The sequence below is a fragment of the Polynucleobacter sp. MG-28-Ekke-A2 genome (assembly GCF_035012985.1).
Classification (GTDB): domain Bacteria; phylum Pseudomonadota; class Gammaproteobacteria; order Burkholderiales; family Burkholderiaceae; genus Polynucleobacter.
The window spans coordinates 22,108-41,322 of record NZ_JAYGQU010000006.1 but is presented as its reverse complement, the minus strand read 5'-3'; the positions used below and the strand labels follow the sequence as shown (position 1 = coordinate 41,322).

The following is a 19,215-nucleotide window of genomic DNA, read 5'->3' as shown; positions in this document are numbered from 1 at the left end:
GTTATGTCTAAGAAATCAACAGTAGCTGCGTTGGCAATGGCTTTAGCTGGTTTGGCGGCTGCGCCTTTAGCACATTCAGCAGATGCCCCTGCTAATCCATCAGGCGCAGAGCAGAAGAATCCCTGCGGTCCTAAAAAAGAGTCAGCAAATCCATGTGGCCCTGCAAAGAAAAAAGCAGCTAACCCCTGTGGCCCTGCAAATCCTTGCGGTCCTAAAAAGCGTAAAGCTGCAGAGTAATTAAATATATGCTTACTCAATCTAATTTCTGGTTGGCCGCACAATCGCTAGCAAATATTCAGATGCGATATGCCGAAACCGGGCGCACCGTGAATGAAGCTGCTTTATGTGGTGCCAAGGATTTTATTGAGTGGCAGCACTATCCAAGTAATGATCTTGTGGATGAGCATAGTGGTTATGAGTTCTACTACCATGCGCATTCTGCAGATGAGATGCCCAATGGTGAGCATGGCCATTTTCATGTGATTAAGCGTGATGTACGGAGCTTTCATCACCTTGTTGGCATTTCTTTAGACCAGAAAGGTTTGCCAGTTCGCTTATTTACTACCAACCAGTGGGTCACCGGTGAAGAGATGGCGAATTCGGACGTTGTCATCAAATTCGCTAAAGAATTTCAAATGACCGTAAAAGGTCGCATGGCTCCAGTAAGCAATTGGATCAGTGCTTTGATTCAATTATTTGCCGCAGAGATTGAGGCTCTAATTTTGGAGCGAGATCAAAAGATTGCTCAGCTAGTGGCAGAGTGGGGCAATCGTGAGCTGGTATTGAACTCAAAAAAGCATCATGTATTAACGGAATGCAAGATTGATTTGATGGGCCGTCTTTCAGATAATTTGTTAGCTGTAAATTCATAAGGGAGTAGAGATGAAAAAAATTCAATTGCTTTTAGCAGCTGCCCTAACCGGCTTGGTGAGCCTAGTTCAGGCAATTACATTGCCTGGTCCTGTAGTCAGCGCAGATTGGTTATCCAATAATCAATCTGATGTACAGATAATTGAAGTTAGAACAGATTTAGCCAGCTACCTTAGAAACCCTGAGTTTGATACTGACAAAAAGACTGGTAAGAAATTCCTGGTAGAAGTTGGTGGCCATATTACTAATTCCACTCTCTTGGATTTTAAGAAGGTACGTGTAGAGCGTCTAGTCGATGGAAAAAAGATTAAGTTTCTAATTCCTGAAAAAGCAGATTTTGAGAAATTGGTTCAATCTTTAGGTATCAACTCTGATAAGCCGATTGTGCTCGTGCCTATAGGGCAGGATATGTCCGATATCGACGAGGCATTGAGAACCTATTGGTCATTCAAGGTGTATGGCGAAGATCAAGTGGCTGTCTTGGATGGCGGTATTGCTGGGTGGCTCGGTGAGGGGCGTGAATATGTAACTAACAATGCTCAAAAAGTGACTGGCAATTGGTCTGCAAAAGCATATCGCAAAGAATTAATCGCTAGTTCAGATGATGTAGCTGCTGCGTCCAAAGCAGGTAAGCCACAATTATTGGATGCGCGTCAGCCTGCCCAATACTTAGGCCTTGCAAAACGTCCAGATGTGCTGACCTTTGGCCATATTGCGGGCTCAAAAGAGTTGGCGCCTGAATTGTTGGCAAAGCCAAGCAATGGTGCATTGTATTTCTGGCAAAAGAATACTTACGATGCGTTGATGTCAGCCAATGGTTTAAGTGTTAAAGGCCCAACAATTGCCTATTGCAATACTGGCCACTTAGCAGCTGGTGGTTGGTTTGTTATGTCAGAGCTAGTGGGCAATAAATCTACTAAGTTGTACGATGGCTCTTTATATCTTTGGACTCTTGAAGGCCGCCCATTGGTCGGTGTTCCGCTGAACTAAGAGTACCCATCATGCCAGTACTTAAGGACGGTATTAATATAGAGAAGATGCAGTCATCAGCAGACGAGGCTTGTCGCTTGATGAAAGTGCTCTCAAATAGAGATCGCATGCTGTTGCTATGCCAGATAAGTCAGGGGGAGATGTGTGTTGGTGAGCTCGAGGAATGTCTTGATATTCATCAGTCTACATTATCTCAGCAACTCACGGTTCTTAGAAATGAAGAGCTGGTCCAAACCAGAAGAGATGGTAAGCAAATCCATTATTCACTTTCCAATCAGATTGCTTTGGAAGTGATGAATGTGCTTTATCAAAAATACTGCAGTAAATAACCAAAAGGGGTCTTAATATGAAATGCAATGTCGGTGGTGTTGATCGTATGTTACGTATGGTAGTTGGCTTGGTATTAATAGGTCTAGCCGTAACCGGAACTTTAGGTATATGGGGTTGGATTGGTGTTGTGCCTCTCGCAACGGGGCTATTTAGATTTTGCCCGGCGTACCGACTCCTAGGGGTCAATACTTGCTCTACCGATTCTTCATGTGGCGGCAGCGGTTGCTGTAAATAAGAGTGAAGCTATATCGCTGAAATCAGAAAGAGTTTGCAGATTTTGCATCACTCTTTCTGAAAATCTCTAGTTGCTATCAACAAATCGCCTAGGATCATTGATTGGCCGCAATGGCATGATGTGAATTTGATTGCCATTTAATTCAATATACATTTGGCTGCCAACTTCCATATTCAATCTTTTCACTTCAGATGCTGATGCAACCCATTCAATTTTATGTATGCTATTTTGAATTTGTAGTTGGATTACCGCAATTTGGCCTAAGACACTAATCTCTGCGGCAATCGCTGGAGTGCTGGTCAAGGTTGGTGCGTTATGGATACTCAAACCATCTTGCGGAATCACCCATGCTACTTGGGCATTGGGGGGGATTTTGCCTTTATCGGCCACGGCAAAGGTTTTATCGCAGCCATCCCAAGTGAGATTGCCCGCATTAAATATCCCATGAAATAAATTGCTGATGCCAACCAACTCGGCTACACGTGAGTTTCTAGGCCTTTGAAATAGCACTTGGGGCGCTGCCGTTTGTAAGCTGATGCCGTTATCAATCACGGTAATACGGTCGGCAAGCAGATCGGCCTCACGCAAATCATGTGTAACCAACACAATTGGAATGTTTAAATCCTTGCGTAAATCAGCAAGAGTTTTATATAGACCTTGTCGCGTTGGCGCATCAACAGCGGAAAATGGTTCGTCTAACAATAAGATCTTTGGCTGTCGTGCCAATGCGCGAGCAAGTGCTACGCGTTGCTGTTGTCCGCCCGAGAGTTGGTGTGGAAAACGATGGGCAAGTTCAGAAATGCCCATGCGACCTAGCCAGTCCTGAGCAAGGGCTTTACGTTCAGCCACCTTATGTGCAGAATTCTGTAAAGGGATGAGAACATTCTCAAGCGCGGATAGATGCGGGAAGAGAGCGTATTGCTGAAATAAAAATCCACAAGAACGTTGCGCGGGAGACAGGTTCTGTATTACTCCTGCAAGTTCATTGGCCTCAAACCAGGTCTCACCATCACATTCAATTTTTCCAATCTTAGCTTGGCTGAGGCCGGCAATCGTTCTCAGAGTGCTGGTTTTGCCGCTACCAGATGGCCCCACAAGAGCATGCAATTGACCGGCTGCACATTCCAGCGTAATTTGCAGAGGGTTAGGGAGTGCTTGGCTTATTTTGAGTTTAAGCATCAGCCCCTCCGTTGGCGCTGTTGGGAGACGCTTTTGCCAAAAACACCATATGAAAGGGCAATTGCAATCAGAGATATACCTAGCAGCAATAAGGCCAGTGCGCCGGCGCCTGAGGTATCAAAACTTTGCACTTTGTCGTAGATCGCAATCGATACTGTTTTGGTTTCTCCGGGGATTGCGCCCCCAACCATGAGGATGACCCCAAATTCACCTAGGGTATGAGCAAAGGTCAGCACTGCGGCACTGGTAATGCCTCTCCATGCCAGTGGAAGCTCAATCAAGCGAAAAATTTGCCAATTGGATAGGCCGCTGACTTGGGCGGCCTCAATAATTTCCGGGTTGATAGCTTCAAATGCGCGCTGAATCGGCTGTATTGCAAAAGGCAGGTTGACTATGAGGGAGGCAATGAGGATTCCGGCAAAGGAAAACACCAGTGGAATACCTAAAAAAGTCTTTCCGCCCAAGCCAACCAAAAGGTAATAGCCCAAAACAGTGGGAGGTAAAACGAGTGGCAGGGCTAGGGCAGCTTCCACCCAGGGTTTGCTTCTATTAAGGCCTAAGAGGCTATGGGCAACCCAAACTCCAAATGGAAGGATGAGGACCAGGGTCCAAAGCGCCAGCTTAAGCGAGAGAAGGATTGCATCCGTATCCATGGCTTGATTGTATTGCTAAGCAATGTAGGGTATCTCACTATACCGATTTACCTGCTTAAAGGGTCAAATATATGCGTATACATGCATATATTAAAAGGCTAGTGAAATTGAGGGTAAAGGTTCAAAAGGCGACAAAAAACTTATCTCCAAAACAGATGGAGAAGGTATTTGCGCATGTGGCTGCTTATTTCAATGTTCTATCTGAGCCCGCACGTTTACGCATCATGTATGCAGTCTGTAGCGGTGAAAAATCCGTCTCTGAGGTTGTAGAGATGTGTGGCACAAGCCAGGCCAATGTTTCGAGACATTTATTGGCGCTTCATAAAGCTGGAATTCTAATGCGCCGCAAAGAGGGTGTAACGGTTTATTACTCGATTGCGGATAACGCAACCGTAGAGATGTGTCAGACAGTCTGCGCAAAGATTGCTGAAAGCATTCATTAAGTTTTGCAGTAAATCACTTTTCAAGTAGAGGTCAAATGACTAAGAAGCAGATTGAATTAAGTGCCGAGGATATCTCGGCGGTTGAGAAGCCGGCTAATAGAGCTCGCTTGGTGAAAGCGCCCGAGCACTTTATCTCTCAGAAGTTAATTGCCGATATCAATTCAAATGGACTAGATGAGACCCGTCGCGGCTTCTTACGTAAGGGCTTTTTATCAGCCATTGGTGGTGCAGCTGCTGGCCTGGCTGCCCCAATGGCTTTTGCTGCTGGAGAAGGCGATCCCGCAATTCTTGAAAAGCAAGAGTGGCAAACCACTTTAGGTAAAAACGTTGCCACCATGCCATATGGCGTGCCATCAATTTACGAATCTAACCTCATTCGTCGTGAATCACCTGGATTAACGCGTGTATCTGCAGCATCTGTTGCATTTACTCCGCTGCAAGGATTATTCGGCACTATTACCCCGAATGGTTTGCACTTTGAGCGTCATCACCAAGGTTGGTACAACATCAACCCTGAAACCCATCGCCTCATGGTGAACGGTTTGGTGAAGAACGCTCGCGTCTTTACGATGAATGATTTAATGAGATTGCCTTCAGTTTCTCGTACCCACTTCATTGAGTGCGGTGCTAATACTGGATTGGAGTGGGGTAACGTTGCGGTGCCAACCGTGCAATATACCCACGGCATGCTATCTTGCTGCGAATTCACAGGTGTACCTCTTAAGGTATTGCTTGAAGAATGCGGCGCAGATTTGAAAAAAGGCAAGTTCATGCTTGCCGAAGGTGGTGATGGTTCAGGCATGACGCGTACGATCAATCTTGAAAGCTGCTTAGAAGACGCAATCGTTGCCTGGAGTATGAATGGCGAAATGTTACGCCCGGAAAACGGCTTCCCATTGCGCCTAGTAGTTCCTGGCGTGCAGGGTGTCAGCTGGGTGAAGTGGTTGCGTCGCCTAGAGGTTGGCGATATGCCTTGGAATGCGAAAGATGAAGCCGTTCACTATATTGAGCTCATGCCAGATGGCATGCATCGTCAATACGCATCCATTCAAGAATGCAAATCGGTAATTACTACACCTTCTGGTGGCCAGCAATTGCTGGATAAAGGTTTTTATAACGTGAGCGGTATGGCTTGGTCTGGTCGCGGCAAGATTAAGCGTGTTGATGTTTCTTTCGATGGCGGTAATAACTGGCGTACTGCTCGTTTAGAGACGCCAATTCAAACCAAGTCTATAACTCGCTTCAATATTGATTGGGTATGGGATGGATCACCGGCAATATTGCAATCTAGAGCAGTGGATGACACTGGTTACATCCAGCCATCGATAAAGGTCTTGCGTGATGCACGAGGTAATCGATCTATTTATCACAATAATGCTATTCAGTCATGGAAGTTAGATTCAAACGGTGAGGTAAGCAATGTACAAGTCGGTTAATTTTATTGCTCGTTTGAGTCTGCTAAGTATTGCAGTATTAGCTGCCCAGATTTCGTTTGCACAAAGTACACAGGGCTCCGCTAAGTTTCCGGGTATTGGAAGAAATGCAACTCCTGCAGAAGTCATGGCTTGGGATATTGATGTGCGCCCAGACTTTAAAGGCTTACCAAAGGGATCTGGCTCTGTTGAGCAAGGTCAAGTAATTTGGGAATCTAAGTGCGCTAGTTGTCACGGTGTTTTTGGTGAGTCAAATGAGATCTTTACTCCGATTGCTGGTGGAACAACTGCTGATGACGTGAAGACTGGCAGGGTCGCCTCTTTGTTAGATCGTAAGCAGCCTCAGCGAACTACTTTGATGAAGGTGCCAACTGTATCAACATTGTGGGACTATATTTATCGTGCCATGCCTTGGAATGCGCCGAGATCACTTACCCCGGACAATACTTATGCGCTGGTGGCATATATTCTCAGCTTGGGTGAAATAGTCCCGGATGATTTTGTATTGAGTGATGCCAACATTGCCGAAGTCCAGAAAAAAATGCCTAATCGTAACGGCATGACTCGTAATCATGGTTTTTGGAGTGTTAACGGCAAGCCGGATGTTAATGGCTCTTCTTGCATGAACAATTGCGTGAAGTTTGTGCAAATTGGATCCACTCTTCCAGACTTCGCCAGAAATGCTCATGGCAATATTGCTGAGCAAAATCGCTTGTATGGCCCATATCGTGGTTCAGACTCCACCAAACCGCCTCTTGCTAAGTTGCCTGGAACGACGGGTGAGGGATTGGCCCATGCGTCCGATACTCATGCTTCCTCCAACAAGGGTCCAGCTGCGCTATTTAAGAATGAGAACTGTTCAGCATGTCACGCACCGAACGCCAAATTGGTTGGCCCATCCATTGCTGATATTGCAGTCAAATACCAGGGGCAGAGCGGTGCTTTGGATAAATTGATGGCTAAAGTTAAAAATGGTGGCTCAGGCGTATGGGGTTCAATTCCAATGCCGCCACAGTCGCAGTTATCGGATGAGGATCGCAAGGCTTTGGTTACCTGGGTGCTTTCTGGTGGTAAATAAATAAGATGTATCAGTACTAACCAGCATGCTTTATTGGTTAGCAGGTAATATATTCACGGTAAATGATTATTAAAGGAGTTTTTATGAATCAGCAGCGACGCAGTTTATTGAAATATTCAGCGGTTTTCGGTTTAATGGCTTCTGCGGGTCTCATTAGTGTGGCCCAAGCTCAAGAATGGAATAAAGCCGCATTTGAAGGCAAGAGTCTTGATGATGTATTTAAGATTCTAGGTGCAGGCAGTCCAGATAAGTCTAGCGCTGTTACTTTGAACGCCCCAGATATTGCAGAAAATGGTGCGGTAGTTCCAGTTGGAATTGTCACTACCCTTAAAGCAGAGCAAATGGCAATCTTGGTTGAGAAAAACCCAAGCGCCTTGGCTGCGCAGTTCTATATTCCTACAGGCACTGAGCCTTTTGTTACTACTCGTATCAAGATGGGTCAAACCTCTAATGTGTATGCCTTGGTAAAGGCTGATGGCAAATGGAGTATGGCTGTTAAAGAAGTGAAAGTAACTTTGGGTGGTTGCGGCGGTTAAGCACTCTCAATCCAATTAAATACCATTAATAAATTACTAGATTAAAAGAGGAACATATGTCTGATCCAATGCGCGTAAGAGCAGCCGAAAACGGCGGAATTGTGGATGTAAAAATTTTGATGAAGCACGATATGGAATCTGGTCAGCGTAAAGATGCTGCTGGCAAAGTGATTCCTGCATGGCACATCACTACTATCAATGTCAAAGCAAATGGTAAAGATGTTTTGAATGGTCAGTTTGGCCCTGCGGTCTCTAAGGACCCATTCTTGAACTTCAAATACAAGGGCGCCAAAGGCGACAAGATTGTTGTGAGCTGGATCGATAATAAAGGCGACAAACGTACTGATGAAGCCACTGCTTCTTAATATCAATACGAAAATATAACTAAAAAGGTTACCTATGAAGACACGCATCTATTGCGGACTCTTGGCGGCGGGTTTTTTTGTCCTCCTACAGGGCTGTACCAGTCCTGGAAAAAATGAAGATAAACCTGTCGTTGGCGGTAGCGCAGCAACTCAAGAGATTGAAAAATATCGTGCGATGCTTGCTGATGGTAACCCTTCTGATTTATATGAGGCAGCTGGTGAGGATATTTGGAAAAAGCCGATGGGCCCCAAAAATGTCTCACTTGAAAAGTGTGATTTGGGTATGGGGCCTGGTGTTGTTAAGGGTGCCTATACTCAATTACCAAAATACTTTAAAGACACAAACAAAGTTCAAGACCTTGAGTCACGCTTAATTACTTGTATGAGCAAAATGCAAGGTTATGACGCTAACGAAATCATTAAGGCTGGTTTTGGCAAAGGTAAGCGTAAAGATATTGAGGCTGTAGTTGCTTACGTTGTTGCTGAATCAAAAGGTATGCCAATTAATGTTGTTGTTAAGCACCCTAAAGAAAAGCAAGCCTTTGAGATGGGTAAACAATCCTTCTTCTATCAAGGCGGCCCAATGGATTTCTCATGCGCCTCATGTCATGGCTCTGACGGTAAGCGTATTCGCTTGCAGGATCTGCCTAACATCACGACACAAAAAGGTGCAGCAGCAGGTTGGGGTTCATGGCCGGCTTACAGGGTTTCAAGCGGAACTTTTTGGACGATGCAGCAGCGTTTAAATGACTGCTATCGTCAGCAGCGTTTCCCTGAGCCAATATATACCTCTGAAGATACCATTGCGGTTTCAATGTATATGGCTGTGACAGCCAAAGGTGGCACTATGACTGCACCAGGACTGAAGCGTTAATCGCTGGAGATAAATAATATGAAAAATAAATTATCCTTATTGGCGTTAGCGCTATTTATATCCGCCGGTGTTGCTCATGCTGCAACGCCTTTTGAAAATATGATGTCCTCTAGTTTTGAGGCAAAAGGTCAGGCCGGTCTCGATCGTTTGGTGCAGGATCCTGCGCAGAAGTTTTGTTCTAACCCAGCCAACTTGGATGGCGGTGGCGATCTAAAGGTGAGGGAGAGGATTCAGAGCGAAAATATGGCTTCCATTAAGCAGCCATCTGATGGCAAGTACATTGGTAACTGGAAGAATGGGGAAAAGATTGCTCAAAGTGGTCGGGGAGCTACTTGGTCAGATAAAGCAGGTTCAGAAATTGGTGGCGGCTGCTATAACTGCCATCAAATTGATCCCAAGGAAATCTCCTATGGAAATATTGGGCCCTCTTTAACGGGTTATGGAAAAATGCGCGGCTACTCTAAAGAGGTTGTGGTCTATACATGGAATCGTATTAATAACTCCAAGGCCTATAACGTATGCAGTAATATGCCGCGTTTCGCTCATGCCAAACTTTTAAATGAGCAGCAGATTCAGGATGTCATGGCCTTGCTGCTTGATCCGGCCTCACCAGTTAATCAATAAAGTATAAAAACAGGCCGACAGGCCTGTTTTCACAAAGGGAATGTTATGTCTTTAAGTCGTCGCGATTTTCTGCAGGCCTTAGCTATTGCATCTGCAGGTGGAATGAGTTTGCAATCAAACTTTGTTAACGCACAAAGCACTGCGCAAAAATTTTATGACTTACCTAAATTTGGTAATGTTCACTTTTTGCACTTTACAGATTGCCATGCTCAACTATTGCCAATTTATTTCCGTGAGCCTAATGTAAACCTTGGTATCGGTGCGCAGGAAGGTAAGACCCCGCACTTGGTTGGCGAATATTTCTTGAAGGCAAATGGCATTGCACCAGGCACTCGTGATGCTCATGCCTTTACCTATTTAGACTATGTGGCTGCTGCTCAAAACTACGGCAAGATGGGTGGATTTGCTCATATGGCCACTTTAATTAAGCAAATGAAAGCCAATCGTCCTGGTGCTTTATTGCTAGATGGTGGGGATACTTGGCAGGGATCAGGTACTGCACTTTGGACTAATGGTCAGGATATGGTTGATGCCGCTCTTGCTTTAGGTGTTGATGTGATGACTCCGCATTGGGAAATGACTCTTGGCGAAAAGCGCGTCATGGAAATCGTAAATGGCGACTTCAAGGGCAAAGTTTCATTTGTAGCGCAAAACATTAAAACAGCGGATTTCGGCGACTCAGTATTTAATCCCTATGTCATGAAAGTGCAGAACGGTATTCAGGTTGCCATTATTGGACAAGCATTCCCGTATACGCCCATTGCAAATCCCCGCTACTTCACTCCTGATTGGACCTTTGGTATTCAGGAAGAGAATATGCAAAAGACTATTGATGAGGTTAGATCAAAAGGCGCAAAGGTAGTGGTGCTTCTATCTCACAATGGCATGGATGTAGATTTGAAAATGGCCTCCCGCGTACGCGGACTAGATGCTATTTTGGGTGGGCACACCCATGATGGTGTGCCTATTCCGGTGAAGATAAAGAATGCTGGTGGAGTAACTCTAGTTACCAATGCTGGGTCTAATAGTAAGTTCTTAGGAGTGCTGGATTTTGATGTGAAAGGTGGCAAGCCAGTAGATTTCCGCTATAAGCTATTCCCAATTTTCTCTAATATGATTCCAGCGGATCCAGCGATGAATAAGTTGATCGCTAAAGTCAGGGCTCCGTATGAAGCTAAGCTCAACGAGAAGTTAGCAACTACAGAGGGCCTCTTGTATCGCCGGGGTAACTTTAACGGTAGCTTTGATCAACTCATCTTGGATGGATTGATGGCACAGAAGAATGCAGAGATTGCCTTCTCTCCAGGCTTCCGTTGGGGTACCAGTCTATTGCCAGGTCAAGCGATCACGCGTGAGAATCTTTTAGATCAAACCGCGATCACCTACCCATACACTACTGTTACCAATATGAGTGGTGAAACAATTAAAACTATTCTTGAGGACGTCGCTGATAACTTGTTTAATCCTGATCCGTATTATCAGCAAGGTGGTGACATGGTCCGCGTCGGTGGAATGCAATACACCATTGATCCAGCACAAACCGCTGGTAAACGTATTTCTGATATGCGCTTAAATGGTAAGGCTATTGATGCAAACAAAACCTACAAAGTAGCTGGTTGGGCGCCAGTCAGTGAAGAGGCGAAAAATGCAGGAGGCGAAGCAATTTGGGATGTCATGGAGCGCCACTTGCGCGATGTCAAAGTTGTTAAAGCGGTTAAGCTCAATGAGCCAATCATTAAAGGTGTGTCAAATAATCCTGGCATGGCCCCAATTTAATTAGCCATATAACTACACGAGATCTAAGCATGAAAAAACTACTTTCTATTATTACTGCTTTAGCCCTGACATTGGGATTTTGCTCTGTCGTTTCAGCTCAATCATCTGGCCCTACCAAAGTGGTTTATCACATTGATGATGCAGAAACTCAAGGTCTAAAAGGCCTGCGCAATATTCGTAATCATTTGGATACAGCCCCAAATACCATCATCATCGTAGTGACTCATGCCAATGGAGTGGATATGTTGATGGAAGGCGCCAAGGATAAGAAAAATAATGTGGAGTATGCGCCATTAGTTGGAGCCCTTAAATCTCGTGGTGTGAAGTTTGAAGTGTGTGAGATCACTTTAAAGAATCGGAATTTGAAAAAAGATCAATTCACGCTGGATGCAGATTTCACACCATCAGGCGTGGTGCGAGTTGCCGACTTGCAATACAAAGATGGTTTTGCCTACATCAAGCCTTAAGTAATTTAGTATGAATTGCATTAAGAGTCTTGCGGGGATCCTTTTGGGGTTCCTTATCTTTTTGAGTTTTGCTTTTGGCCAAAGTAATCCTGCTGATCATATTCAGCTCAAACCTACCCAAGTCGCACCTCATACTTACTTTGTACAAGGTTTTCCAGAGATGGGGAGTAGTGCTAACCAAAACTTCATCTCCAATACTGGGTTTGTTATAACTCCAGATGGTGTGGTGGTGGTAGATGCTTTGGGATCGCCTATTCTTGCGCAAAAATTAATTGCGGAAATTAAAAAGATTACTCCGCAGAAAGTTGTCGCCATCATTGTGAGCCACTATCACGCAGATCATGTCTACGGTTTGCAAGAATTTAAAAAAATCGGTGCGAAGATTTATGCCCAAGGTGAGGGGCGAAATTATCTTTCTTCAGAAACAGCGAAGCAACGCTTAATTGCTTCAAGAACTGATTTTGCGCCCTGGGTAAATGCAAATACCAAACTCATTTCTGCTGATGTATGGATCGATCAAAAATTGAAATTGACGATTGGCGGCATTGATTTCTTTATCAGCAGAGTGGGGCCTGCTCATGCTCCTGAAGATTTGATGGTGTACGTTCCATCCGAAAAAGTGCTTTTTGCGGGTGATCTGGTGTTTAGGGGCCGCATTCCATTTGTTGGAAATGCAGATAGCAAGGGGTGGCTGGCGGCCTTGGATGAGATCGAAAAATTAAATCCCAATATCGTCATACCTGGTCATGGGGGTTATTCAGTTCATCCGGCCGAAGATATTGCCTTTACTAGGGGCTATTTGAAGTATTTGCGTGAGTCGATGTCTAAAGCAGCAATAAACCTGGATCCTTTTGAGGACGCCTATAAGCAAGCTGATTGGTCGGAATACGAAGGGATGCCGCTCTTTAGAGCTGCAAACCGCATGAATGCCTACAACGTCTACCTGTCTATCCAGGCGGAGTAGGGCAAATTCAGCCATTGGGCCTTAAAATAAAGGATTAATGCTAAATCCTTGATTTGTAATGAAAATGATTTTCCTTCGATCCTTTGTGCTAGCCGCATCCAGTGCGCTCATGAGTGCGCCTGTGCTGGCTACTCCGGATTTAGTAAATGGCAAAACTATTGATCAGCAAAAGTGCTACGCCTGCCACGCCAAGAAAACGGGCTTTGGAAATGGCGACATGATTTACACCCGCTCGGATGGCAAGGTGAAATCTCTGGCCGATTTAAAGAAGATGGTTTCACTCTGCAACGCAGAGCTTCGCCTTGACTTATTTCCCGAGGATGAAGTGGATGTGACAGCTTTTCTTAATCAACAATTTTATAAATTTAAACCTTAATTTTTCAAGACACAGTCGCTATGGATGTTGTAGATATCAATTCTTTAAGTAAGTTAGTCCTTTGGGCAACTTTTGCTATTACCTTTTTCTTAGGTGCGGTCATGCAAAAGACTGGGTTTTGTAGCATGGGCGCAGTGTCTGATGTTTTCATCATGTCCAGTTGGGATCGTTTAAAGCAGTGGTTCTTGGCTATTGGTGTTGCCATCATTGGTTTTACCTTGATGTCTTATTTCGGGTTAATTGATCCCCTGAAGAGTATGTATACCGGTAGTAAATTTTTATGGCTCTCCACTATTGTGGGCAGTGTTATGTTTGGCTTCGGGATGGTGTTGGCTTCAGGTTGTGGCAGCAAAACATTAATTCGTATTGGTGGCGGTAACTTAAAGTCTATTATTGTCTTTATGGTGCTAGGTTTAACCGCTTATATGACATTGCGTGGGTTCTTAGGCGTTATTCGTATTAATACCCTAGATACTTTTTTCATAGCCTTTAATACCCCGCAAGACTTACCCAGTTTGTTAAGTGGGCCTCTCGGTATTGCACGCCCAACTCTTCATTTGGTCTTGGGCTTAATCATTGGTTCTGCGTTTATTGCATATGCTTTGGCAAGAAAGGCATTTTGGACTGCTGAAAATATCTTTGCGGGTATAGCTGTCGGATTGGCGATCTGTGCAGTATGGTTTGTATCTGGCAATCTTGGTTTTGTTGCTGAAGATCCCAACACTCTAGAAGAAGTATTTTTAGTAACGAACTCTGGTCGCATGGAGAGCTTGTCTTTTGTAGCTCCTTATGCGTATTCACTTGACTGGCTAATGATGTATAGCGATACGTCTAAAGTGTTGACCGTTGGCATTATGGCTGTTCTAGGAATGATTCTAGGTTCTGCGGCAGTTTCTATTGCAACAAAATCATTCCGTTGGGAATCCTTTCGCAATTCTGAGGACACAGCAAATCATTTAGTTGGCGCTGCATTAATGGGCTTTGGTGGCGTAACTGCTTTGGGTTGCACTGTAGGGCAGGGTTTGAGTGGCATTTCTACGCTTGCCCTTGGTTCAATACTGGCTTTACCAGGATTTATTTTTGGGGCTTATTTAGGCCTACGTTACTTGCAGGTACGTCTTGCCCCAAACCCTTGCAGCTAAGTTTATAAATTGATAGATTAAATAATGCAAATTGACTGGTTCTCCTTTACACCCATTCCCTCTTTACTAGGGGGAATGATTCTTGGGATTGCTGCAGCTCTTTATGTATTACTTCATGGGCGCATCCTAGGAATTAGCGGCATTGTTTCGGGTTTATTGCATCCCAAATTAACGGACACCGCATGGCGTCTGAGTTTGGTTTTGGGCTTGGTATCAGCTCCATTTATGGCGGCACTTTTTTTTGGAATATTCCCCGTTGTAGAGATTGAGTCTGATTGGATTGCGATTGTGATTGCAGGTATTTTGGTTGGCTTTGGGGCCCACTACGGTTCAGGCTGCACCAGCGGCCATGGGATATGCGGACTCTCGCGTTTATCTCCGCGCTCCCTCGTTGCCACTTGCGCCTTTATGTTTGCCGGCTTCGTGACCGTTTTTATTCTTCGTCATTTGATCGGAGTCTAAGATGAAAAAACATTTTGGCCTTTTCAGTCAGTATGCAATTGGTGTACTTTTTGGTTGGGGTTTAATCATCTCAGGCATGAGTAATCCCCAGAAGGTATTGGGCTTTTTGGATCTAACGGGTCTTTGGGATCCATCCTTAATGTTTGTAATGTTGGGTGCAGTAATGGTCGGGCTTGGCGGGTTTTATGTGGTCAGCAAGAGGACTGAAGCGTTTTTTGGTGGCGCCTTGCATATCCCAACCCGTAGAGATATCACGAAGCCCCTCGTTATTGGCAGCCTCATTTTTGGTGCGGGCTGGGGAATTGCTGGATTTTGCCCTGGCCCAGCCTTGGTTGCCTTGGGTGCTGGGCACCTGAAGGCCCTGGTATTTGTTGTTGCCATGCTTGTGGGTATGGAAATAAGCGAGCGTTTCTTCTCGGCTCATAAAAAGGCTTCCAGCTAAGTTCGATAAGCCTGATTTAAAATCAACCCTATTACGTCATTATTCAATGTAGAGGGTTTCATGAGTCTTCCTATTTCTTGCCATAGCGATCAGTTCGGTACCATCGGTCAGATCGACGCCAGTCATTTAGCTGAAATTGCGGCACAAGGTTATAAGAGTGTGATTAATAACCGTCCTGATGGTGAGGGCGGTCCAGATCAGCCAACTAATGCCAGCATTCAAGCTGAAGCAGAAAAGTTGGGCTTAAATTATGCATACCTACCAGTTGTACCTAGTGCAATCAATGTTGATCAAGTAAGAGAGATGGCCCGTTTATTGAGGACCATGCCCGGACCAGTATTGGCATTTTGTCGCTCTGGTGCGCGCTCTACGAATCTGTATCAACTTGCATTGCAAGTGAAATAGGAAGTTACTGGCCGTCATGCGTATCGCCATCCCCGAAGAAAGAAAACTGGTTCATGAAATGATCATGCCCATTCGTTGGGGTGATATGGATGCGTATGGACATGTCAACAATACCGTGTACTTTCGGTATATGGAGCAGGCTCGCTGCGAATGGATTACATCTTTGGGCTATGACGTAGCTCCTGGTCGTGAGTCTATGTTGATGATTAATGGCTTTTGTAATTTCTTTCAACAACTCACTTACCCAGGCGAATTAATTCTAAAGACTTCCATTGGCGCTATTGGTAGAACAAGCCTGGATCTTTACACCAGTATGGCTTTAACTACCGATCCCGAAGTAGAGGCTGCTATTGGTGGTGCAACCATGGTTTGGGTAGATCTCACCACGAATAAGTCAGCGCCTTGGCCTGAGCATGTTTTACAACAGTTGCGCTAGTTAATTGTGCAACCGATTAATCCGCATATCTTAAGATCTGATCAATTTTTATCTGAGCTAGATCAGTTTGATCTTGTGATTGATGTCAGGTCGCCAGCTGAATTCGCCCTTGATCATATTCCGGGTGCGGTAAATTACCCCGTTCTGAATAATGAGGAGCGCGCTACCATTGGTACGCTATATAAACAAGAGTCTCCTTTTGCAGCTAAAAAATTGGGTGCAGCTTTAGTCTCTAAGAATATTGCTGCACACTTAGAAAATCATTTTCTGGAGCTCCCACGTGAGTGGCGTCCATTAATTTATTGCTGGCGCGGTGGCGAACGTAGTGGGGCGTTTACCCATATTCTCAACCGCATTGGTTGGAAAGCCAAGCAGCTCGAGGGCGGGTATCAGGGCTTCAGAAGAACCGTGATTGATGGTCTTGATTACGCTGCAACACAATTTACATTCCAGGTGATCTGTGGAATGACGGGTAGCGGCAAAACAAAAGTGTTGCAAGAGATCGGTGCTCTAGGGGCTCAGATTCTGGATCTAGAAGGCTTGGCCGTGCACCGTGGATCCGTATTGGGTAATGAGCCTAATATCGAGCAGCCATCCCAAAAAGGCTTTGAGACTGCACTTTGGAATGCGTTACGTTTGCTCGATCCAGCTAAGCCTGTATTTGTGGAGTCTGAAAGCAAGAAGGTTGGCGGCTTGCATGTACCTGATGCTTTGATGGAAAAAATTCGCAATGGTAGTTGTATTGAGCTTCGATCCAGTACGCATACTCGTGTCTCTTGGTTGATTCGTGAATACCACCACTTCTTAACCGATACCGATAATTTCAAACAGAAGCTGGCTTTGCTTACTGCGCATTATGGGAAAGTACAAATTACCAAATGGAATGAAGCCATTGATGCAGGTAATTTTCCGGAGTTAGTGGAAGAGCTATTGGTAAAGCATTACGACCCATCGTATCAATCTTCGATCGTACGCAATTTTCCTCAATACAAGATTGAAAATTTTGTGCAACTGGAAAATGATAGTGACGAGGCCTTTGCCAAAGCAGCAAAGGCCATCATCAATAAATCAGGTTCTTAGCTAAAAGCTTGGATACCAGTTTGCGCACGACCTAGAATCAAGGCGTGAATATCGTGAGTACCTTCATAGGTATTGACTACCTCAAGGTTCAGCATGTGACGCACAACACCATACTCATCAGAGATGCCGTTACCACCATGCATATCGCGTGCCATGCGCGCGATGTCTAGTGACTTACCGCAAGAGTTGCGTTTCATGATGGAGGTGATTTCTGGAGCTGCAATACCTTCATCTTTCATGCGACCTAAGCGGAGGCAGCCCTGGAGTCCCAGAGTGATTTCGGTTTGCATATCCGCTAATTTTTTCTGAATCAGCTGATTAGCAGCCAATGGTTTGCCAAACTGTTTGCGGTCCATGGTGTACTGTCGAGCAGCATACCAACACCATTCAGCGGCGCCTAGTGCGCCCCAAGCAATACCGTAACGAGCAGAGTTTAAGCAAGTGAAGGGGCCCTTCAGGCCCTCAACTTCAGGGAATTCATTTTCTGCTGGTACAAATACTTCGTCCATGACGATTTCACCAGTGATGGAGGCGCGCAGACCCATCTTGCCGCTAATTTTCGGGGCGCTTAAGCCCTTCATGCCCTTTTCTAAAATGTAACCACGAATGATGCCTTCATCATTTTTAGCCCACACTACAAATACATCAGCAATCGGAGAGTTGGAGATCCACATCTTCGAGCCCGTTAATGAAAATCCGCCAGGTACTTTCTTAGCACGAGTAATCATGCCGCCTGCATCTGAGCCATAGTTTGGCTCTGTTAAGCCAAAGCAACCAATCCATTCGCCGCTCGCTAATTTAGGGAGGTACTTTTGTTTTTGCGCTTCACTACCAAATTCATTGATAGGAACCATGACTAAAGAGGACTGCACGCTCATCATGGAGCGATAGCCAGAATCCACGCGTTCAATTTCGCGCGCAATTAATCCGTAAGAGACATAGTTCAAGTTGGCTCCACCGTACTGCTCAGGAATCGTGATGCCTAAGAGGCCAAGCTCGCCCATTTCGCGGAAGATGACTGGGTCAGTTGTTTCGTTACGGTAAGCATCGTGAATGCGCGGCATTAGGCGCCCTTGAGCGTATTCAGCAGCTGCATCACGAATCATGCGCTCTTCTTCCGTTAGCTGGGTATCGAGAAGAAGGGGGTCCGCCCAGTTAAAGCTAGCCTTACTTTTACTCATTGCTTTGCCATCCTATATTTCATTTTGTCTTGATTTCTAGCTGCTTCCTGCGAATTTTCAGGAATACAGATATTCTTGTTTCTATTATCCATTTTTCTGGGCTTATGGACTCTCCTAGACCTCGCCACCGCTATTACGACCTGATTTTGGCTGCCTTTGTGGTGGTCTTACTCTGCTCTAACTTTATTGGTGCCGGTAAAGCAGCCGTGGTTGATTTGCCTTACTTCGGGTCGGTACCATTTGGCGCGGGTATTTTGTTCTTCCCTATTTCCTATTTCTTCGGCGATATTCTGACTGAGGTCTATGGCTATGCCTATGACCGTAGAGCGGTTTGGACTGGGTTTGCTGCGCTTGCATTTGCGGCAATCATGGCGCAGATAGTGATTGCTTTGCCGGTGGCGCCAGGCGCTTATATGTCTAATTATCAGCAGGGGCTAGAGACTGTCTTTGGAAACTCATGGCGTATCGCCTTAGCTTCCATGTTCTCCTTTTGGTGCGGCAGTCTGACGAATAGCTATGTGCTGGCGAAGATGAAAATCATGACCCAAGGGCGCTTTCTCTGGATGCGTACTATTGGCTCGACAGCGGTAGGGGAGTTGGTCGACTCCTCTTTCTTCTATATGTTAGCGTTCTATGGCATCTGGACTACCCATGAAGTCATTCAGGTAGCGCTGGCTCAATATGTCCTCAAGACTACTTGGGAGGTTCTGGCAACCCCCATGACCTATTGGGTTGTGAACTTCCTCAAGCTCAAGGAAAACGAGGATTTTTACGATATTCATACGAATTTCACCCCATTTAGGGTCAAAGTCTAAGCAAGACCACGGGCTTCCTGCCAACAAAGACCTCTAAGCCGTTAAAATAACGGTCTTTG

General features: G+C 45.2%; 26 protein-coding genes. 23 read left to right on the top strand and 3 right to left on the bottom strand.

Translation table 11 applies throughout. The features are described 5' to 3' along the window. The first annotated feature begins 3 nt into the window (after positions 1 to 3). From VC188_RS05435 to VC188_RS05415, 5 genes are read left to right on the top strand one after another with little or no spacing between them, the layout of a single operon-like run. A complete protein-coding gene (locus VC188_RS05435) occupies positions 4 to 237 on the top strand; it encodes a hypothetical protein (protein ID WP_215321932.1) in 234 nt (77 codons plus the stop codon). A gap of 8 nt (positions 238 to 245) precedes the next feature. Continuing rightward, positions 246 to 872, top strand: coding sequence for a DUF6969 family protein (locus VC188_RS05430; protein ID WP_323483277.1), 627 nt, complete (start codon positions 246 to 248; stop codon positions 870 to 872). Positions 873 to 882: 10 nt separating this feature from the next. Then, positions 883 to 1,860 (top strand): sulfurtransferase, encoded by a 978-nt coding sequence (locus VC188_RS05425; protein ID WP_215321935.1) that lies wholly within the window; start codon positions 883 to 885, stop codon positions 1,858 to 1,860. 11 nt (positions 1,861 to 1,871) lie between these two features. Further along, complete coding sequence (locus VC188_RS05420) at positions 1,872 to 2,189, top strand: metalloregulator ArsR/SmtB family transcription factor (protein WP_323483276.1); 318 nt, start codon at positions 1,872 to 1,874, stop codon at positions 2,187 to 2,189. A 17-nt stretch (positions 2,190 to 2,206) separates the two neighbouring features. Further along, positions 2,207 to 2,425: a DUF2892 domain-containing protein gene (locus tag VC188_RS05415; protein ID WP_323483275.1), complete on the top strand. Its 219-nt coding sequence runs from the start codon at positions 2,207 to 2,209 to the stop codon at positions 2,423 to 2,425. 66 nt (positions 2,426 to 2,491) lie between these two features. Here the strand turns inward: VC188_RS05415 and VC188_RS05410 are convergent, their stop codons facing one another. Both VC188_RS05410 and modB read right to left on the bottom strand, forming a co-directional pair. Next, positions 2,492 to 3,604: an ABC transporter ATP-binding protein gene (locus tag VC188_RS05410; protein ID WP_323483274.1), complete on the bottom strand. Its 1,113-nt coding sequence runs from the start codon at positions 3,602 to 3,604 to the stop codon at positions 2,492 to 2,494. Next, a complete protein-coding gene (gene modB, locus VC188_RS05405; protein WP_215321942.1) occupies positions 3,604 to 4,257 on the bottom strand; it encodes a molybdate ABC transporter permease subunit in 654 nt (217 codons plus the stop codon). Before modB ends, VC188_RS05410 begins: the two co-directional genes overlap by 1 nt. 101 nt (positions 4,258 to 4,358) lie before the next feature. Here modB and VC188_RS05400 point away from each other — a divergent pair, with 101 nt between their 5' ends. The 17 genes from VC188_RS05400 (at position 4,359) to mnmH (ending at position 17,160) form a co-directional block, all read left to right on the top strand. Next, positions 4,359 to 4,700: an ArsR/SmtB family transcription factor gene (locus VC188_RS05400; protein WP_216156792.1), complete on the top strand. Its 342-nt coding sequence runs from the start codon at positions 4,359 to 4,361 to the stop codon at positions 4,698 to 4,700. Positions 4,701 to 4,735: 35 nt separating this feature from the next. Further along, positions 4,736 to 6,136, top strand: a complete 1,401-nt coding sequence (soxC, locus tag VC188_RS05395) for a sulfite dehydrogenase (protein WP_215271982.1) — start codon at positions 4,736 to 4,738, stop codon at positions 6,134 to 6,136. After that, on the top strand, positions 6,120 to 7,211 hold the full coding sequence (locus tag VC188_RS05390) for a c-type cytochrome (protein WP_215321944.1): 1,092 nt from the start codon (positions 6,120 to 6,122) through the stop codon (positions 7,209 to 7,211). Before soxC ends, VC188_RS05390 begins: the two co-directional genes overlap by 17 nt. 83 nt (positions 7,212 to 7,294) lie before the next feature. Then, positions 7,295 to 7,747, top strand: coding sequence for a thiosulfate oxidation carrier protein SoxY (soxY, locus tag VC188_RS05385; RefSeq protein WP_215271984.1), 453 nt, complete (start codon positions 7,295 to 7,297; stop codon positions 7,745 to 7,747). 56 nt (positions 7,748 to 7,803) lie between these two features. After that, on the top strand, positions 7,804 to 8,112 hold the full coding sequence (gene soxZ / locus VC188_RS05380; RefSeq protein ID WP_215271985.1) for a thiosulfate oxidation carrier complex protein SoxZ: 309 nt from the start codon (positions 7,804 to 7,806) through the stop codon (positions 8,110 to 8,112). 34 nt (positions 8,113 to 8,146) lie between these two features. Continuing rightward, positions 8,147 to 8,986, top strand: coding sequence for a sulfur oxidation c-type cytochrome SoxA (gene soxA, locus VC188_RS05375; protein WP_215321946.1), 840 nt, complete (start codon positions 8,147 to 8,149; stop codon positions 8,984 to 8,986). Positions 8,987 to 9,004: 18 nt separating this feature from the next. Next, positions 9,005 to 9,610 carry a sulfur oxidation c-type cytochrome SoxX gene (gene soxX / locus VC188_RS05370; RefSeq protein ID WP_323483273.1) on the top strand — a complete coding sequence of 202 codons (606 nt, stop codon included), beginning with the start codon at positions 9,005 to 9,007 and terminating at the stop codon, positions 9,608 to 9,610. Positions 9,611 to 9,655: 45 nt separating this feature from the next. Further along, positions 9,656 to 11,386: a thiosulfohydrolase SoxB gene (gene soxB / locus VC188_RS05365; RefSeq protein WP_323483272.1), complete on the top strand. Its 1,731-nt coding sequence runs from the start codon at positions 9,656 to 9,658 to the stop codon at positions 11,384 to 11,386. 29 nt (positions 11,387 to 11,415) lie between these two features. Next, entirely contained in the window at positions 11,416 to 11,853 is a 438-nt protein-coding gene (locus tag VC188_RS05360; protein WP_215321950.1) for a DsrE family protein, read from the top strand. A 61-nt stretch (positions 11,854 to 11,914) separates the two neighbouring features. Then, positions 11,915 to 12,817, top strand: coding sequence for an MBL fold metallo-hydrolase (locus VC188_RS05355; RefSeq protein ID WP_251368540.1), 903 nt, complete (start codon positions 11,915 to 11,917; stop codon positions 12,815 to 12,817). A 58-nt stretch (positions 12,818 to 12,875) separates the two neighbouring features. Then, a complete protein-coding gene (locus VC188_RS05350; protein WP_323483271.1) occupies positions 12,876 to 13,193 on the top strand; it encodes a hypothetical protein in 318 nt (105 codons plus the stop codon). Positions 13,194 to 13,213: 20 nt separating this feature from the next. After that, positions 13,214 to 14,335, top strand: a complete 1,122-nt coding sequence (locus tag VC188_RS05345) for a YeeE/YedE family protein (protein WP_323483270.1) — start codon at positions 13,214 to 13,216, stop codon at positions 14,333 to 14,335. A 24-nt stretch (positions 14,336 to 14,359) separates the two neighbouring features. Continuing rightward, positions 14,360 to 14,797 (top strand): YeeE/YedE family protein, encoded by a 438-nt coding sequence (locus VC188_RS05340; protein ID WP_323483269.1) that lies wholly within the window; start codon positions 14,360 to 14,362, stop codon positions 14,795 to 14,797. 1 nt (position 14,798) lies between these two features. After that, on the top strand, positions 14,799 to 15,239 hold the full coding sequence (locus VC188_RS05335) for a YeeE/YedE family protein (protein WP_215321954.1): 441 nt from the start codon (positions 14,799 to 14,801) through the stop codon (positions 15,237 to 15,239). A 60-nt stretch (positions 15,240 to 15,299) separates the two neighbouring features. Continuing rightward, entirely contained in the window at positions 15,300 to 15,644 is a 345-nt protein-coding gene (locus tag VC188_RS05330; protein WP_215321955.1) for a TIGR01244 family sulfur transferase, read from the top strand. Positions 15,645 to 15,660: 16 nt separating this feature from the next. Continuing rightward, positions 15,661 to 16,080 (top strand): acyl-CoA thioesterase, encoded by a 420-nt coding sequence (locus VC188_RS05325; RefSeq protein ID WP_215321956.1) that lies wholly within the window; start codon positions 15,661 to 15,663, stop codon positions 16,078 to 16,080. Positions 16,081 to 16,086: 6 nt separating this feature from the next. Continuing rightward, positions 16,087 to 17,160, top strand: a complete 1,074-nt coding sequence (gene mnmH / locus VC188_RS05320; RefSeq protein WP_323483268.1) for a tRNA 2-selenouridine(34) synthase MnmH — start codon at positions 16,087 to 16,089, stop codon at positions 17,158 to 17,160. Here the strand turns inward: mnmH and VC188_RS05315 are convergent. Next, positions 17,157 to 18,341, bottom strand: a complete 1,185-nt coding sequence (locus tag VC188_RS05315) for an acyl-CoA dehydrogenase (RefSeq protein ID WP_215321959.1) — start codon at positions 18,339 to 18,341, stop codon at positions 17,157 to 17,159. The genes mnmH and VC188_RS05315 overlap by 4 nt on opposite strands. A gap of 104 nt (positions 18,342 to 18,445) precedes the next feature. Here VC188_RS05315 and VC188_RS05310 point away from each other — a divergent pair, with 104 nt between their 5' ends. Further along, positions 18,446 to 19,156 (top strand): queuosine precursor transporter, encoded by a 711-nt coding sequence (locus VC188_RS05310; RefSeq protein ID WP_323483267.1) that lies wholly within the window; start codon positions 18,446 to 18,448, stop codon positions 19,154 to 19,156. The last annotated feature ends 59 nt before the right edge of the window (positions 19,157 to 19,215 follow it).

What these genes read in the sequence shown, in the direction of transcription:
- VC188_RS05315 (WP_215321959.1), bottom strand. Translation starts at nt 18,341, where the DNA reads ATGAGTAAAAGTAAGGCTAGCTTTAACTGGGCGGACCCCCTTCTTCTC.
- VC188_RS05310 (WP_323483267.1), top strand. Translation starts at nt 18,446, where the DNA reads ATGGACTCTCCTAGACCTCGCCACCGCTATTACGACCTGATTTTGGCT.
- soxC (WP_215271982.1), top strand. Translation starts at nt 4,736, where the DNA reads ATGACTAAGAAGCAGATTGAATTAAGTGCCGAGGATATCTCGGCGGTT.
- VC188_RS05425 (WP_215321935.1), top strand. Translation starts at nt 883, where the DNA reads ATGAAAAAAATTCAATTGCTTTTAGCAGCTGCCCTAACCGGCTTGGTG.
- VC188_RS05330 (WP_215321955.1), top strand. Translation starts at nt 15,300, where the DNA reads ATGAGTCTTCCTATTTCTTGCCATAGCGATCAGTTCGGTACCATCGGT.
- modB (WP_215321942.1), bottom strand. Translation starts at nt 4,257, where the DNA reads ATGGATACGGATGCAATCCTTCTCTCGCTTAAGCTGGCGCTTTGGACC.
- VC188_RS05350 (WP_323483271.1), top strand. Translation starts at nt 12,876, where the DNA reads ATGAAAATGATTTTCCTTCGATCCTTTGTGCTAGCCGCATCCAGTGCG.
- VC188_RS05335 (WP_215321954.1), top strand. Translation starts at nt 14,799, where the DNA reads ATGAAAAAACATTTTGGCCTTTTCAGTCAGTATGCAATTGGTGTACTT.
- VC188_RS05410 (WP_323483274.1), bottom strand. Translation starts at nt 3,604, where the DNA reads ATGCTTAAACTCAAAATAAGCCAAGCACTCCCTAACCCTCTGCAAATT.
- VC188_RS05390 (WP_215321944.1), top strand. Translation starts at nt 6,120, where the DNA reads ATGTACAAGTCGGTTAATTTTATTGCTCGTTTGAGTCTGCTAAGTATT.
- soxA (WP_215321946.1), top strand. Translation starts at nt 8,147, where the DNA reads ATGAAGACACGCATCTATTGCGGACTCTTGGCGGCGGGTTTTTTTGTC.
- VC188_RS05420 (WP_323483276.1), top strand. Translation starts at nt 1,872, where the DNA reads ATGCCAGTACTTAAGGACGGTATTAATATAGAGAAGATGCAGTCATCA.
- soxY (WP_215271984.1), top strand. Translation starts at nt 7,295, where the DNA reads ATGAATCAGCAGCGACGCAGTTTATTGAAATATTCAGCGGTTTTCGGT.
- VC188_RS05435 (WP_215321932.1), top strand. Translation starts at nt 4, where the DNA reads ATGTCTAAGAAATCAACAGTAGCTGCGTTGGCAATGGCTTTAGCTGGT.
- soxZ (WP_215271985.1), top strand. Translation starts at nt 7,804, where the DNA reads ATGTCTGATCCAATGCGCGTAAGAGCAGCCGAAAACGGCGGAATTGTG.
- VC188_RS05340 (WP_323483269.1), top strand. Translation starts at nt 14,360, where the DNA reads ATGCAAATTGACTGGTTCTCCTTTACACCCATTCCCTCTTTACTAGGG.
- VC188_RS05430 (WP_323483277.1), top strand. Translation starts at nt 246, where the DNA reads ATGCTTACTCAATCTAATTTCTGGTTGGCCGCACAATCGCTAGCAAAT.
- VC188_RS05325 (WP_215321956.1), top strand. Translation starts at nt 15,661, where the DNA reads ATGCGTATCGCCATCCCCGAAGAAAGAAAACTGGTTCATGAAATGATC.
- VC188_RS05360 (WP_215321950.1), top strand. Translation starts at nt 11,416, where the DNA reads ATGAAAAAACTACTTTCTATTATTACTGCTTTAGCCCTGACATTGGGA.
- soxX (WP_323483273.1), top strand. Translation starts at nt 9,005, where the DNA reads ATGAAAAATAAATTATCCTTATTGGCGTTAGCGCTATTTATATCCGCC.
- VC188_RS05345 (WP_323483270.1), top strand. Translation starts at nt 13,214, where the DNA reads ATGGATGTTGTAGATATCAATTCTTTAAGTAAGTTAGTCCTTTGGGCA.
- soxB (WP_323483272.1), top strand. Translation starts at nt 9,656, where the DNA reads ATGTCTTTAAGTCGTCGCGATTTTCTGCAGGCCTTAGCTATTGCATCT.
- VC188_RS05415 (WP_323483275.1), top strand. Translation starts at nt 2,207, where the DNA reads ATGAAATGCAATGTCGGTGGTGTTGATCGTATGTTACGTATGGTAGTT.